This window comes from Streptomyces sp. NPDC058864, from assembly GCF_042742985.1.
Lineage (GTDB): Bacteria > Actinomycetota > Actinomycetes > Streptomycetales > Streptomycetaceae > Actinacidiphila.
Map to the genome: position 1 here is coordinate 146,351 of NZ_JBHYMQ010000002.1, position 13,941 is coordinate 160,291.

Genomic DNA, 13,941 nt, shown 5'->3' on the forward strand with positions numbered 1-13,941 from the left:
GATCAGCCCTCCTGGGGGTGGTGCGGGGGGATCGGGGGCAGCTCGCCGGTGGTCTCGTACGTGCTGAGCATGCCGATGCGGCGGGTGTGGCGCGGCTCGCCCGAGTAGGGCGTGCCGAGGAAGACCTCGACGAACCCGGTGGCCTCGTCCGTGGTGTGCATGCGGGCGCCGACACTGATCACGTTCGCGTCGTTGTGCTCGCGGCCGAGGGTCGCGGTCTCCCGGCTCCAGGCGAGCACGGCCCGGACGCCCTTGACCTTGTTGGCGGCGATGGCCTCGCCGTTGCCCGAGCCGCCGATCACGATGCCGAGGGAGCCGGGGTCCGCGGCGGTGCCCTCCGCGGCGCGCAGACAGAACGGCGGGTAGTCGTCCTGGGCGTCGTAGACGTGGGGGCCGCAGTCCACGGGCTCGTGCCCGTTGGCCTCGAGCCATCCCACAAGGTGGTTCTTGAGTTCAAAGCCGGCATGGTCGGAACCGAGGTACACGCGCATACGGACGAGTGTCGCACGGGCACGCTGGGCGACATGCCGTGGGTGTTCCGTGAGGGGGATTTGAGCGTGCGCTGAGGGTAGGACAACAAAACGGAATCAAAGGTTCCCTGCTCGCGCCGGGCCGTGTTTCATGCCACCCCATGAGTACACGTCCCCCCACCCCACTGGCCGGCTCCACCGCTCCGGCCCACGAGGCCGCGACGGAGCAGCAGGACGGCTCCGGCCTGAAGGCCGGGCTCAAGAACCGTCACCTGTCGATGATCGCGATCGGCGGTGTGATCGGCGCCGGCCTCTTCGTCGGCTCCGCCTCCGGCATCGCGGCCGCCGGTCCCGGCATCCTCGTGTCGTACGCCCTCGTGGGCGTCATGGTCGTCTTCGTCATGCGCATGCTGGGCGAGATGGCCGCCGCCAACCCCACCTCCGGCTCCTTCTCCGCATACGCCGACCGTGCGCTGGGCCGCTGGGCCGGCTTCTCCATCGGCTGGCTGTACTGGTTCTTCTGGGTCGTGGTGCTGGCGGTCGAGGCGACCGCCGGGGCCAAGATCCTGGAGGGCTGGGTCCCGGCCGTCCCGCAGTGGGGCTGGGCGCTGATCGTGATGGTCGTGCTCACCGCGACCAACCTGGCCTCGGTGGCCTCCTACGGCGAGTTCGAGTTCTGGTTCGCCGGGATCAAGGTCGTGGCGATCGCCGGCTTCATCGTGCTCGGCGCGCTGGCGGTGCTCGGCGTGCTGCCCGGCAGCCACAACGACGCCGCGGGGCTGGCCAATCTGACCGCGCACGGCGGGTTCCTCCCCAACGGCCCCGGCAAGATCCTCACCGGTGTGCTGCTGGTCGTGTTCTCCTTCATGGGCAGCGAGATCGTCACGCTGGCCGCCGGCGAGTCCGCCGACCCCGAGCGCGCGGTCACCAGGGCCACCAACAGCGTGATCTGGCGGATCGGCGTCTTCTACCTGGGCTCGATCTTCATCGTGGTGGCGTTGCTGCCGTGGAACGACCCGTCGATCGCGAAGGACGGCTCGTACGTCGCCGCGCTGAACTCGATCGGCATCGCGCACGCCGGCCAGATCATGAACGTGATCGTGCTCACGGCGGTGCTGTCCTGCCTCAACTCCGGCCTGTACACGGCCTCGCGCATGGCCTTCTCGCTGGGCCGGCGCGGTGACGCGCCGAAGGCGTTCGCCCGCACCACCGGGCGCGGTGTGCCGCAGGCGGCGATCCTGGGCTCGGTCGTCTTCGGCTTCGTCGCGGTCTTCTTCAACTACCGCTACCCCGACACGGTCTTCCTCTTCCTGCTCAACGCCTCCGGTGCGATCGCGCTGTTCGTGTGGCTGGTGATCTGCTTCTCGCAGCTGCGCATGCGGAGGATCATCCTGGCGGAGGCCCCGGAGCGGCTGCGGGTGCGGATGTGGCTGTACCCGTACCTGACCTGGGCGACGATCGCGATGATCGTGTTCGTGCTCGGCTACATGCTCACCGACACCGCCGACGGCGGCGGCCGGGACCAGGTGGTCGTCTCGGTGCTGGTGGGGCTGGGCGTGGTCGCCGTCGCGGTGGTGCGCCAGCTGCTTCACAAGGGCCGGAAGGACTCCGCCACCCGGTCGTAGACGGCCGGCGCGGCGGACCGGGCCGAAGCCGCGTACCAGACGTTCAGCTGGTACGACTTGCCCCCCTCGGTGAAGCCGAGCTGCCGTGCCTTCCAGGGCGCGCCGGCCTGGGTGAAGGAGTACTCCCAGACCACGGCGGGACGACCGCGGAACGACGTCCGCTCCAGCCGGGTCCTGCGGTAGCCGGGCACGTCGTGGGAACCGGCCTCGAAGGCGCGCCACTGCTCCAGGAGATCGCCGCCCCGTGCGAGTGCGTACGAGGCGGCGATCTCCTGCTGTCCGTCAGGGGAGTGGTAGTGGACGTTGGACGGGCTCTTGGCACTGCGCGTCCAGCCCTGCGGCGGTACCCAGGCGAAGCCGGTCTCGTTGCGTTCCCCGGGGGCGGGTGCGCCGGTGGACGGGGCGGCGGGTGAGCCGGCCCCGCTGGACGGGGGGCGGCTGGTACCCGCGACGACGGGACCCTCGCGGTGGCCGGTGCGTGGCGCGGTGAGCAGGACGACGGTGACGGCGACGGCCGCGGCGGCCGCTCCCGCGGCGGTCAGCAGGGCCGCCCGGCGGACCCGCGAGGGGGCCGGGGCGGCGGGCCCGGGTGGGGGCTGGGGCGCGGGGTCCGGTGCGGGCGCGGGTGCGGGGTCCGGTGCGGGCGCGGTCCCCGTCGCCGGGTCCGGCTCCGTCGCGGGCGCGGATGGTGCCGGGGTACGGCGCTCCCAGCCCGGCGGGACGGCGTCCTCCGGCTCGGAGGCCCCGTCCGGTCCGGCGTCCGGCACCGGGGCGGCGCTTCGGACGGCGAGCGTCGGGGTGCGCCCCTCCTCCGGGGGCGGCGGCGTCCGGCGGGTGACGACGGTCGGACCGCCCGGGGGCGCGCCGAGGGCGGCCAGCGCCTCGTCCAGGCCGTCCAGGGTCATCCGCTCGGCGGGGTCCTTGCGCAGCAGGGCCGCCAGGGTGCCGTGCAGGAGCCCGGAGCCGGCGGGCAGCGAGGGCTCCTCGTAGAGCACCGCGTGCAGCGTGGCCAAGGTGGTGGCCCGGGAGAACGGGGAACCTCCCTCCAGGGCGGCACAGAGCGTCGCGCCCAGGGACCACAGGTCCGAGGGCGGTCCCTGCCGGCGGCCCTCAACGCGTTCGGGGGCCATGTAGTCGGGCGAGCCGACCAGCATCCCGGCCACGGTCAGCGCGGTGGCGTCCTGGATCGCCGCGATGCCGAAGTCGGTGAGGACGACCCTGCCCCGGGTGTCGATCAGCACGTTGCCGGGCTTGATGTCACGGTGCAGCACGCCGACCGCGTGCACCTCCCGCAACGCGCGGGCCAGCCCGGTCCCGATCCGCACGGTCTCGGCCAGGTCCACCGGGCCGTCCTGGACGAGCACCTGTTCCAGGGAGCGGCAGTCGACCAGCTCCATCACGATCCAGAGCCGGTCGGCCTCCTGGGCCACGTCGTAGATCCGGACCACGTTCGGGTGGTCGATCCGGGCCGTGGCGCGCGCCTCCCGCAGACTGCGTTCGCGCCGGACCCGCGCGCCCTCGGCCTCCGTGTCGTCCAGGCGCATCTCCTTGACCGCGACCTGCCGGTCCAGCACCTCGTCCACCGCCCGCCAGACGCGGCCCATGCCGCCCTGGCCGATCGGCTCCCCCAGCCGGTAGCGGCCGGCCACCAGCCGGCCCCGCACCTCGCCACCCGCATTTCCCACCATGCCCGGACCCCCCACTGCGGGAATGATTCCCCATGCCCCTCAATTCCTGTCCGGCGGCCCGCAATTCACGCGGGGACCGGGACAGAAGTATGAACTTGCCACCATCACAGCATAGTTGCCCGGAATCTTGTGGTACCTCTTCAGATACCGCTGATGCGGTGCAGAAGGGGGAAGAGCAATGCGCCTTTTCAATCGGCGAATTCATGTTCGGAAATCGGCCGCGGCGGCCGCGGTGCTGGCGCTGGCGTTCGCCGGACCCGTGTACGGCGCCGAGCCCGTACCGGGCAGCGGCCAGGGGGGCACGCCGGGACCGAGCGCCCCGGCCGGGGTGAAGGTGAGCACCGAACTGCCGACCAGGATCTCCGTCGACAACAAGACCGAGAAGACCTCGATCACGGCCCGGGTGGTCAACAAGGGCGACGCGGAGTCCCCGGAGCTGCGGCTTCTGGTGGTCGGTTTCGACGCCCTCGGCGTGACCTCGGTGAAGGGCTGCGACCCGATTCCGGAAGGGAAGCTCCCGGACGGTTCCAACAGCGGATTCAGCTGCGCCGTCGGAAAACTGGCGGCGGGAAAGAGCAGGACCTACACCGTTTCCGCGACCTACGACCTCCAGAGCAAGGGCAAGATCTGCCTGCCCGTGATGCTCGGCGACACCGGCACCCTGCTGTGGCAGCAGGGACCGGTCCCGTTCGGCACCGGCAAGCCCACGCCTAACGCCCCCGACACCCCGCTGCTGCTGGGCACCGACAACGTGCCCTTCGGCCCCGACACCTCCGCGAGCGCCGCTCCCTCCGCGCCCGGCACCCTGCCGGACACCGGCGCCCCCGGCCGCACGGCCGTCCTGCTGCTGGGCGGGGGTCTGCTGCTGGCCGCCGGCGGAACGGGGCTGTGGCTGACCCGGCGCGGGCCGGCGCCACGGCACTGACGCGGAACGGGTGGGGGCGGGGCCTGTGCCCCGCCCCCACCCGGGTGCGTCGTACGTCGTGGCCGGTCAGTCGCGCCAGCCGACCAGCTTCCAGGCGGCGGGCAGCGCGCCCATGGCGAGTACGGCCTTCAGCGCGTCGCCGATGAGGTAGGGGGTCAGGCCCAGCGCCACGGCCTGGCCGGCGGTCAGGTGCGCGGCCAGCGCCAGGTAGGGGACGCCCACGGCGTAGGTGACGGCGCTGCCGGCCACCATGACGCCGGCCATCCGCCACACGCTGCGGTCGGCACCCCGGCGGGCCAGCGCGCCCACGAGCGCGGACGCCAGTGCCATGCCGAGGATGTAGCCGAAGCTCGGCGCCGCGGCGCCGGACGACCCCTCCGCGAACCACGGCACCCCGGCCACGCCGGCCACCGCGTACAGCGCCAGCGCCAGGAAGCCGCGGCGCGCGCCGAGGGCGGTACCGACCAGCAGCGCGGCGAAGGTCTGGCCCGTCACGGGCACCGGCGACCCGGGAACCGGCACCGACAACTGCGCGGCCAGGCCGGTCAGTACGGCACCGCCGGTCACGAGCGCCACGTCGCGCAGCCGCGAGGCGGGGATGAGATCGGCGAGGACCGGGTGGGTCCGTACGGCGGAAGCGGCGGGAACTGCGCTGGCCATCGGGTGACTCCGCGGGGTGAGGGTCGGTTCGGGACATCGTGACGTTAACCCGCCCCGCCCTCACCGATCATCGTCCGCCGATCACAAAGGCCTGATCACAGCATTGGTCGCCTTCCTACAAGGAAGCCGCACCGGGCGTGAGCTTCGTCACCCGGGCCTTAGTGGGGTTTCTCCAATGACCGCCGGAGGGGCGCCGGCGCCGCGCCGCGGGCCGGCCGCGACACGGCTCCGGCGCCCGTACGGCGGCCTCCTATGCTGCCCGCATGAGCGCTCCGTCCTCCCCCTCCCGCGTCGGCGTCGTCGGCGAGGTCCTCGTCGACCTGCTGTGGCGTTCCGGGGAGCGGCAGGTCACACCGGTGCCCGGCGGCAGTCCGGCCAACGTCGCGGTCGGCCTGCACCGGCTGGGGCGGCCCACCACCCTGGTCACCACGTGGGGCGACGACCCGCCCGGAGAACTGGTGCGGGCGCACCTGGAGTCCACCGGGGTCGAGGTGGTGCGCGCCACGAGTCCCGCCGGGCGCACCACGCTGGCGATGGCCTACCTGGACCGGGACGGCTCCGCCTCGTACGACTTCCTGGCCGCGTGGGACCCGGAGCGGCTGCCGCTGCCCGCGGACACCGAGGTGCTGCACACCGGTTCGCTCGCCGCGGTGGTCGAACCGGGTGCGACGCGGGTGCTGGAGCTCTGCCGCGAGCTGCACGCCGTTGCGGGGCGCACCGTCGTCGCCGACCTCAACGTGCGGCCCGCCGTCCAGCCCGACCGGCTCGCCTACCGCCGGGCGTGCCTGCGGCTGGCCGCCGTCACCGACGTGGTCAAGGCCAGCGACGCGGACCTCGCCTGGCTCTTCCCGCGGCTCGCCCCCGAGGAGGCGGCGCGGGCGCTGCTCGCCGAGGGGCCCGGGCTCGCGGTCGTCACGCTGGGCGCGGAGGGCGCCTTCGCGGTGAGCGGGGACGACCTCGTACGGGTGGCCGCGCCCGAGGTCGGCGTCGTCGACACCATCGGCGCGGGCGACGCCTTCCAGGCGGCGCTGCTCGACGCGATCGCCGGTGCCGGCGTCCCCGCCTCGCGGGACGCCCTCGCCACCGTGCTGGAGCGCTGCGTCACGGCCGCGGCGCTCAACTGCACGCGGGTGGGCGCCGATCCGCCGTCGCGCGCGGAGCTGGACGCGGCGCTGGCCGCGCGGCACGCGTAGCGCCACGGGGAAAATGCGCGGCCGGCGGGCGCGGGCTCTGGTTACCCTCGCGGGATGGACGAGGCACGGCTGACGGGGCAGGTACTGGTCTTCGACGCGGACGACACGTTGTGGGAGAACAACGTGGTCTTCGAGCGGGTGATAGAGGACTTCCTGGACTGGGTGGACCATCCCGTCCTGGACCGCACGCAGATCAGGGCGCTGCTCAACGAGATCGAGGCGGCGAACGCGGTCGTCCACGGCTACGGCAGCAAGGTCTTCCTGCGCAGCCTCGGCGAGCTCCTGGAGCGGTCCGGGAGCGGCCCGTCACGCAGGCCGAGCTGCGGCGGGTGGACGAGCTGGCGGTGGCCTTCGTGGAGCACCGGGTGGAGCTGATGCCCGGCGTGGCGAGCACGCTGGACGAGCTGGGCACCCGCCACGAGCTGCTGCTGCTCACCAAGGGCGACGAGGAGGAGCAGGCGCGCAAGGTGGCGGCCTCGGGGCTGGCGGACCGCTTCCGCGGGGTGCACATCGTGCCCGAGAAGGCCGCGGGCACCTACACCGCGCTGCTGGCGGAGTACGGCTTCGCGCCGGGCAGGAGCTGGATGATCGGGAACTCCCCGAAGTCGGACATCCTGCCCGCGCGCGAGGCCGGGATGAGCGCGGTGTTCATCCCCAACGAGAACACCTGGGTGCTGGAGCAGTCCGAGCTGGACCCGGCCGACGAGCGGGTGCTGCGGCTGGCGGCCTTCCCCGAACTGCTCCGGCACTTCTGACCGGACCGGCAGGGCTCAGTCGAAGACCGGGCCCTGGGTGCGGGTCCGCTTGATCTCGTAGAAGCCGGGCGTCGACGCGACGAGCAGGGTGCCGTCCCACAGGCGGGCCGCGGCCTCGCCCTTGGGGGCCGGGGTGACGACCGGGCCGAAGAAGGCGATCTGCTCGCCGTCGGCGCCGGGGACCGCGATGACCGGGGTGCCGACGTCCTGGCCGACCTTGGAGATGCCCTCGTGGTGGGAGGCGCGCAGCTCCGTGTCGTAGGCGTCGCTGCGGGCGAAGTCGGCGAGGTCGGCGGGCAGGCCCGCCTCCTCCAGGGCGGCGACGATGACGTCGTGGTCCTTGTGGCCCAGGCCCTGGTTGTGGATGCGGGTGCCCAGGGCGTTGTACAGGGGGCCGAGCACCTTGTTGCCGTACTTCTGCTCGGCGGCGATGCAGACGCGGACCGGGCCCCAGGCCGTGGTCAGGAACTCCCGGTACTCCTCGGGAAGCTCTTCGCGGTTCTCGTTGAGCACCGCGAGGCTCATCACGTGCCACCGCACCTCGACGGGGCGCACCTTCTCCACCTCCAGCATCCAGCGGGAGGTCATCCACGCCCAGGGACAGGCGGGGTCGAAGTAGAAGTCCACCGGGGTGGGGGTGGATGTGGTCTCGGTCACGTTTCTCTCCTCCGGGCATGGCGCAGTGACACGCCGTTTCCCAGGGCGCAACACCCCCGTCGCCGTCGCCATTCCCGTGCTCCGCCGTCAGGGCCGACGTGCGAAGATGCGTGGCGTCCACAAGACAGACCTGCCCCACGACGGCGTGCGAAGGATGGAGACCCCGTGCCCGGTGAGAACCTCACGCGTGACGAGGCCCGCGAACGGGCACGGCTACTGGCCGTGGACGGTTACGAGGTGGCCCTCGACCTCCGGTCGGCGCTGCGCCCGGGGGAGCGGACGTTCCGGTCCGTGACCACGATCAGGTTCCGCTGCACCGAGCCCGGCGCGTCCAGCTTCGCGGACCTGCTCGCCCCCTCCGTCACGTCGGTGACGCTCAACGGCCGCGAGCTGGACCCCGCGGAGGTCTTCGACGGGACGCGGATCACGCTCGACGGGCTGGCCGCCGAGAACGTCCTGGTGGTGGACGCGCAGTGCGCCTACAGCCGCACCGGCGAGGGCATGCACCGCTTCACCGACCCCGAGGACGGCGAGGTCTACCTCTACACCCAGTACGAACCGGCCGACGCCCGCCGGGTCTTCGCCGACTTCGAGCAGCCCGACCTGAAGGCGCCGTTCACCTTCTCCGTCACCGCGCCCGAGTCCTGGGTGGTGCTGGCCAACGAGCGTGTGGCCGAGGTCTCCGACGGCGGCGAGACGCGGCACTTCGCGCCGACCCGGCCGATCTCCACGTACATCACGGCGGTCGTGGCCGGGCCGTACCACATGGTCCACGACACCTACCGGCGCGCGCTGCCGGACGGCTCCGAGCTGGAGATCCCGCTGGGCGCGCTGTGCCGCAGGGGCCTGGCCCGCTACTTCGACGCCGACGAGATCTTCACCGTCACCAAGCAGGGCCTGGACTTCTTCCACGACCACTTCGGCTACCCGTACCCCTTCGGGAAGTACGACCAGGCCTTCGTGCCCGAGTACAACATCGGCGCGATGGAGAACCCGGGGCTGGTCACCTTCCGCGAGGAGTACGTCTTCCGCGGCAAGGTCACCCAGGCGTCCTACGAGGGCCGGGCGAACGTCATCCTGCACGAGATGGCGCACATGTGGTTCGGCGACCTGGTCACCATGCGGTGGTGGGACGACCTGTGGCTGAAGGAGTCCTTCGCCGACTTCATGGGCGCGTTCTCGCTGGTGGAGGCCACCCGCTACAAGGAGGGCTGGATCACCTTCGCCAACCGCCGCAAGGCCTGGGCCTACCGCGCCGACCAGCTGCCCTCCACCCACCCGGTCACGGCCGACATCCGCGACCTGGAGGACGCCAAGCTCAACTTCGACGGCATCACCTACGCCAAGGGCGCCAGCGTCCTCAAGCAGCTGGTCGCCTACGTCGGCCGGGACGCCTTCCTGGAGGGCGCGCGCCGCTACTTCCAGCGGCACGCCTACGGCAACACCGAGCTGGGCGACCTGCTGTCGGTGCTGGCGGACACCTCGGGGCGCGACATGGCGGGCTGGTCGCGGTCCTGGCTGCAGACCGCGGGCGTCAACTCGCTGACCCCGCAGGTGTCGTACGGCGCCGACGGGCGGATCGCCGAACTGGCCGTGGTGCAGGAGGCCGCGCCCTCGCACCCCGAGCTGCGCCCGCACCGGGTCGCGGTGGGCCTCTACCGGCGTACCGCGGAGGGCACGGTGGAGCGCTACGCGCGCGTCGAGGCCGACGTCGCGGGCCCGCGCACGGTGGTGGGCGAGCTGGCCGGGGCGGAGCGGCCCGACCTGGTGCTGGTCAACGACGACGACCTGACCTACTGCAAGATCCGCTTCGACGAGGAGTCCCTGACCACCGTCCGGGAGCACCTGGGCTCGCTCACCGACCCCATGGCCCGTGCCCTGACCTGGTCCGCGGTGTGGAACATGACCCGCGACGGCCTGATGCCCGCCCGTGACTACCTCGGCCTGGTGCTGCGCTTCGCCGGCGCCGAGACCGACATCGGTGTCCTGCAGGGGCTGCACATGCAGGCCCGTACGGCCCTGAACGACTACGCGGCGCCCGCCTGGCGCGAGCAGGGCGCGCGGGAGCTGGCGGACGGCGCGCTGCGCGAGCTGCGCGCGGCGGCCCCGGGCAGCGGCCACCAGCTGGCCTGGGCCCGCTTCCACGCGGCCGTGGCCTCCGGGGACGCCGGTACGGACATGGTGCGCGGGCTGCTCGAGGGCACCGAGAAGATCGACGGGCTCGACGTGGACCAGGAGCTGCGCTGGACCTTCCTGGAGGCGCTGGCAGCCGGCGGCGCGGCCGACGAGGCGGCCGTCGCGGCCGAGCTCGCCCGGGACGACACCGCCTCCGGCAAGCGGCACCAGGTGCGCTGCCTGGCGGCGCGTCCCTCCGCGGCCGTCAAGGAGCAGTGCTGGTCGACGGTCGTGGAGTCCGACACGCTGTCCAACGCGCTCGTCGAGGCCACCATCGCGGGCTTCGACCAGGCCGGCCAGCGCGAGCTGCTCGCCCCGTACGCGGACCGCTACTTCGACGTGATCGAGCGGATCTGGAAGGAGCGCTCGATCGAGATCGGCATGGCCGTGGTCCGCGGGCTGTTCCCGCACCACCAGGACCGGGCCGCCACGCTCGACGCCGCCGACGCATGGCTCGCCGGGCACGCGGACTCGCCGCCGGCGCTGCGCCGCCTGGTCGCCGAGTGCCGTGACGACCTCGCGCGGGCGCTGCGGGCGCAGGAGCGGGACGCTGCGGCGGGGGCCGTCTGACACCTCCCTCCCGGATGGGAACAGGTGACCGGTCACCCCAATGGCGTACACGGGGTACCGCCCGGCCCGGTGGTGCGGCAGCATCACCGGGCTGGGCAGCAGGTGGGCCAAGGTCGGTCAGCCGGATGGGTGAAAAATCACGCTCGGCAACCGAACGTCTGAACTTTAGTGCGGTGATGTCCGCATTTGTCGACGGTACGGTAACAGCCGTTAGGCTCCCTGAGGGATGCGGGAATCCACCCGCCATGAACCACAACATCCCCCTCAGCCCCCGCCCCCTCGACCACCTCTCCCGCACCCGGCCGACCGTGCTGTCGGCGCGCCAGCTGCGGGAGCACGGCGTCACGCCGGAGACGCTGGCCGAGCGCTGCCGCCCCGGCGGCCCCTGGCAGGAGGTGCTGCCGCGGGTGTACGTCCTGCACCGCGGCCGGCCCACCGGCGACGAGCGGCTCCGGGCGGCGCTGCTCTACGCGGGCCGCGAGGCGATGGTCACGGGGCTCGCGGCGCTCGCCCTGCACCGCTTCTCCTCGGTGCCGCCGCTGGTCGGCCTGGACCGGATCGACCTGCTGGTGACCCGGCAGCGCCGGCTGCGCGCCGTGGGCGACGTGGGACTGGTCCGCACCCCCGTGCTGCCGCGGCCGCGGGAGGTGCAGGGCGTGCCGTGCGCGCCGCTGCCCCGGGCGCTGGCGGACGCGGTGGAGGAGCTGGACGACGCCCGGGCGGTGGGCCAGGTGCTGACCGAGGCGGTGCGCGGCGGCCACTGCGAGGCGACGGCACTGGTCGCGGAGCTGAGCCGGGCCCGTCTGCTGTCCCGGCCGCACGTGGTGGAGGCGGTGGACGCGCTGGTGGCCGAGGGCCGCGCGATCGCCGAGAGCCGGCTGTACACGATGGTGCGCTGCTTCGGGCTTCCCGACCCGCTGTGGAACGTGGACCTGCGGCTGCCGGGCGGCCCGCACCTGGGCGGCGTGGACGCGTACTGGCCGGAGCACGCGGTCGCGGTGGAGCTCGACGCGCGCGTGCCCCGGCAGGAGGACGACGCCCTGTGGGCCGAGTACGCCCGCAAGCGCGAGCACCTGGAGCGGCTCGGCATCTCGGTCGTGCACATCACGCCGCGCAAGCTCCGCGAGTCCCTGGAGCAGCAGGCCACCGTCGTCCGTACGGCCCTGATGGCCGCGGCCGACCGCAACCCGGCGTCGTGGGTGGTGGTGCTGCCGCGGTGAGCCGGGCGGTCAGCGCTTCTTCAGCAGCAGTTCCACGTTGCGGTCGCCCGGCTCGCCGGAGAGCGTCGTGCTGGAGCCCGGCGCGTTGAACGCGAGCTCGCGGTAGAGCGCGGCGAGTCCGGTCTGCGACAGGTCGGAGAAGTCGGTGCGGTAGGGGGCCGCGGACTCCACGAGCGTGCAGAGCAGCGAGAGCGTGCCGTCGTGGTTGTCGGTCAGCTCGATGATCCGGGCCAGCTGCGGGTAGTCGACGTGGGAGGCGGTGGAGACCTCCCAGAAGGTGCCGTGCGGGACGATCTTGTTCTTGTGGCTGTGCCCGTTGATCCAGGCGGCCACGTTGCGGTGCCGTCCGAGCAGCGCGAGCACCTCGTCGCCGCCGTGCCGCCGCTCGCCGGGGCGTGCGGGGTCCGGGACCAGGTTGGTCATCGACCAGCTGGGGTGGTGGCTGAAGACCAGCACCGTGTCGTCGGCGTGCGCCGTGAGCGTCCGGTCCAGCCAGTTCAGCTGGCCCGTGCCGAGGGAGCCGCGGTAGTCGCCGCCCCGGTCGGTGGTGTCGAGGCTGATGCCGAGCACGCCGTCGGAGATCCGGAACGCGTAGTGGAGCCGGCCGGAGTCGAGTTCGGCCGTCGTGTAGCCGTGGCCCACGGGACCGGCCCCGGCGTGCGCCGGGTCCAGGTGGGCGGCGATGTACTCGCGCGGGCTGACCGGTGCCCTGCGCTCGTCGGGGGTGACCGTGCGCGCGCTGCGCCGGTGGCGGTCCCATGCCTGGCGGAAGCGGGTGCCCTGGGGGTCGGGGCCCTTGCGCAGGAAGTCGTTGACGGCCGCCGCCTCGGCCGGGGGCAGCCAGAACAACTTGGCGGAGCCGAGCGCGAGGTCGTGGAAGAAGGAGGAGGCCGCGGCGAACGAACCGCCGTACAGCTGGTCGTGGTTGCCGATGGTGGAGTACCACGGGACGTTCAGGCCGGGGCTGCTGAGCTCGCGGACCGCGGCGGCGAGGAAGCCGGGCAGGCGGGGGTAGCCGGCCGCCTTGTCGACGTCGCGCAGCGCGGCGCCGGGCTGCCAGTAGCCCTTCAGTCCGGAGTCCTGCACGCCCTCGTAGTGGCCGGGGTCGCCTGAGTCGGGGGTGAAGCGGCCGCCGCTCATCACCGCGAGGAACCAGTCCAGTTCGATCCGCGAGTTGTTGTCGGTGTTGTCGCCGGTGGTCATGACGAAACCGATGGGCGTGCCCGTGGCGGGGCCGTTCCGCAGGGCGTTCACCCGTTCGACCAGGGAGACGGCACCGGCGTTGGTGAGCGCCTCGTGCGGACGCCAGCCGGCGGAGGTGGCGGAGCGCAGGAACTCGTAGCGCTGCGGGTTCTGCACGTCCGTGAGGTGCAGGTCGGTGAACTGCGCGAAGCAGGACAGGGTCGTGCGGCGCCCGGCGCGGCCGCTCTTGGCGGCGGCCAGTTCGGTACGGGTGACCCGCTTCCAGCCGGGGCCGTCGCCCAGCCGGCGGTAGCCTCCCCTGCCGCGCGGTGCCGCGACGGAGTGCAGGGTGGTGCCCGCGGTGTAGGGCTGCGCCGCGGCGTGCGCGACGGGGGCGGCCGGAGGGCCGGACGCGGGTCCGGTGGCCGGTTCCGTGAGCGGTGGCGCGGCCGTCGCGTCGCCCGAACCGGGGACGAGCGCGAAACCGAGCCCCGCACCGAGGGCGGTCACACCCGAGGCGATCAGGACGTTGCGGCGGCTGAGGGCGGCAGCGGGCACGGGACCAGGCATGGCGGGTTCCCCCGGTGGACGGTGGCTGCGGCGGCACTGCGGTGCCGCTCCTCACCGGATCGTTCGCACCCGGGATGGCCTGCGGTGCAACGGAAGCGGAACGTCCGGCACCCATCTGCGGACTTGGATCAGCAGTCCTCCCGCAGGTCACCGGCGGCCGGTCCCCAGGTGACCCGACGCTCATCAGGTGTTCACCAACTGCCGCGGCGGCGCGGGTCGTCGGGAGCCGCCCGAGCACCGGGCGGACGGAC

The 13,941-nt window shown here is 73.0% G+C and carries 12 protein-coding genes; 7 read left to right on the top strand and 5 right to left on the bottom strand.

The features are described from left to right. Window positions 1–2: 2 nt before the first annotated feature. Window positions 3–491 carry a ribose-5-phosphate isomerase gene (locus ACFW3D_RS02320; protein WP_500500391.1) on the bottom strand — a complete coding sequence of 163 codons (489 nt, stop codon included), beginning with the start codon at window positions 489–491 and terminating at the stop codon, window positions 3–5. A 140-nt stretch (window positions 492–631) separates the two neighbouring features. Here ACFW3D_RS02320 and ACFW3D_RS02325 point away from each other — a divergent pair, with 140 nt between their 5' ends. Continuing rightward, window positions 632–2,095, top strand: a complete 1,464-nt coding sequence (locus ACFW3D_RS02325) for an amino acid permease (protein ID WP_500500392.1) — start codon at window positions 632–634, stop codon at window positions 2,093–2,095. Here ACFW3D_RS02325 and ACFW3D_RS02330 read toward each other — a convergent pair. After that, window positions 2,059–3,783 carry a serine/threonine-protein kinase gene (locus tag ACFW3D_RS02330; protein WP_500500394.1) on the bottom strand — a complete coding sequence of 575 codons (1,725 nt, stop codon included), beginning with the start codon at window positions 3,781–3,783 and terminating at the stop codon, window positions 2,059–2,061. The genes ACFW3D_RS02325 and ACFW3D_RS02330 overlap by 37 nt on opposite strands. Before the next feature lie 178 nt (window positions 3,784–3,961). On the opposite strand from ACFW3D_RS02330, the gene ACFW3D_RS02335 reads away from it, so the two are divergent. Beyond that, window positions 3,962–4,708, top strand: coding sequence for a hypothetical protein (locus ACFW3D_RS02335; protein ID WP_500500396.1), 747 nt, complete (start codon window positions 3,962–3,964; stop codon window positions 4,706–4,708). A gap of 66 nt (window positions 4,709–4,774) precedes the next feature. On the opposite strand, the gene ACFW3D_RS02340 is transcribed toward ACFW3D_RS02335, so the two are convergent. Continuing rightward, entirely contained in the window at window positions 4,775–5,368 is a 594-nt protein-coding gene (locus ACFW3D_RS02340; RefSeq protein ID WP_500500398.1) for a biotin transporter BioY, read from the bottom strand. A 263-nt stretch (window positions 5,369–5,631) separates the two neighbouring features. Here ACFW3D_RS02340 and ACFW3D_RS02345 point away from each other — a divergent pair, with 263 nt between their 5' ends. Genes ACFW3D_RS02345 through ACFW3D_RS02355 form a run of 3 tightly spaced genes read left to right on the top strand, consistent with a single transcriptional unit; the run spans window position 5,632 to window position 7,316 of the window. Beyond that, the gene (locus tag ACFW3D_RS02345) at window positions 5,632–6,561 is read left to right on the top strand and encodes a carbohydrate kinase family protein (RefSeq protein WP_500500400.1); all 930 of its coding nucleotides are present in this window, start codon (window positions 5,632–5,634) and stop codon (window positions 6,559–6,561) included. A 54-nt stretch (window positions 6,562–6,615) separates the two neighbouring features. Next, a complete protein-coding gene (locus tag ACFW3D_RS02350) occupies window positions 6,616–6,936 on the top strand; it encodes a hypothetical protein (RefSeq protein WP_500500402.1) in 321 nt (106 codons plus the stop codon). Continuing rightward, a complete protein-coding gene (locus tag ACFW3D_RS02355; protein ID WP_500500404.1) occupies window positions 6,891–7,316 on the top strand; it encodes an HAD family hydrolase in 426 nt (141 codons plus the stop codon). Before ACFW3D_RS02350 ends, ACFW3D_RS02355 begins: the two co-directional genes overlap by 46 nt. 15 nt (window positions 7,317–7,331) lie before the next feature. Here the strand turns inward: ACFW3D_RS02355 and ACFW3D_RS02360 are convergent, their stop codons facing one another. Then, complete coding sequence (locus ACFW3D_RS02360) at window positions 7,332–7,973, bottom strand: mycothiol-dependent nitroreductase Rv2466c family protein (protein WP_500500405.1); 642 nt, start codon at window positions 7,971–7,973, stop codon at window positions 7,332–7,334. Between the two features lie 165 nt (window positions 7,974–8,138). Between ACFW3D_RS02360 and pepN the strand changes: the two genes are divergently transcribed. Both pepN and ACFW3D_RS02370 read left to right on the top strand, forming a co-directional pair. Continuing rightward, window positions 8,139–10,718: an aminopeptidase N gene (pepN, locus tag ACFW3D_RS02365; RefSeq protein ID WP_500500407.1), complete on the top strand. Its 2,580-nt coding sequence runs from the start codon at window positions 8,139–8,141 to the stop codon at window positions 10,716–10,718. Between the two features lie 245 nt (window positions 10,719–10,963). Further along, on the top strand, window positions 10,964–11,938 hold the full coding sequence (locus tag ACFW3D_RS02370; RefSeq protein WP_500500409.1) for a hypothetical protein: 975 nt from the start codon (window positions 10,964–10,966) through the stop codon (window positions 11,936–11,938). Between the two features lie 9 nt (window positions 11,939–11,947). On the opposite strand, the gene ACFW3D_RS02375 is transcribed toward ACFW3D_RS02370, so the two are convergent. Further along, entirely contained in the window at window positions 11,948–13,690 is a 1,743-nt protein-coding gene (locus ACFW3D_RS02375; protein ID WP_500500411.1) for a TIGR03767 family metallophosphoesterase, read from the bottom strand. Window positions 13,691–13,941: the final 251 nt, after the last annotated feature.

Excerpts from the sequence above, each read along its gene's own strand:
- ACFW3D_RS02345 (WP_500500400.1), top strand. The coding sequence starts at position 5,632 with ATGAGCGCTCCGTCCTCCCCCTCCCGCGTCGGCGTCGTCGGCGAGGTC.
- ACFW3D_RS02350 (WP_500500402.1), top strand. The coding sequence starts at position 6,616 with ATGGACGAGGCACGGCTGACGGGGCAGGTACTGGTCTTCGACGCGGAC.
- ACFW3D_RS02320 (WP_500500391.1), bottom strand. The coding sequence starts at position 491 with ATGCGCGTGTACCTCGGTTCCGACCATGCCGGCTTTGAACTCAAGAAC.
- ACFW3D_RS02325 (WP_500500392.1), top strand. The coding sequence starts at position 632 with ATGAGTACACGTCCCCCCACCCCACTGGCCGGCTCCACCGCTCCGGCC.
- ACFW3D_RS02375 (WP_500500411.1), bottom strand. The coding sequence starts at position 13,690 with ATGCCTGGTCCCGTGCCCGCTGCCGCCCTCAGCCGCCGCAACGTCCTG.
- ACFW3D_RS02340 (WP_500500398.1), bottom strand. The coding sequence starts at position 5,368 with ATGGCCAGCGCAGTTCCCGCCGCTTCCGCCGTACGGACCCACCCGGTC.
- ACFW3D_RS02335 (WP_500500396.1), top strand. The coding sequence starts at position 3,962 with ATGCGCCTTTTCAATCGGCGAATTCATGTTCGGAAATCGGCCGCGGCG.
- ACFW3D_RS02370 (WP_500500409.1), top strand. The coding sequence starts at position 10,964 with ATGAACCACAACATCCCCCTCAGCCCCCGCCCCCTCGACCACCTCTCC.
- ACFW3D_RS02330 (WP_500500394.1), bottom strand. The coding sequence starts at position 3,783 with ATGGTGGGAAATGCGGGTGGCGAGGTGCGGGGCCGGCTGGTGGCCGGC.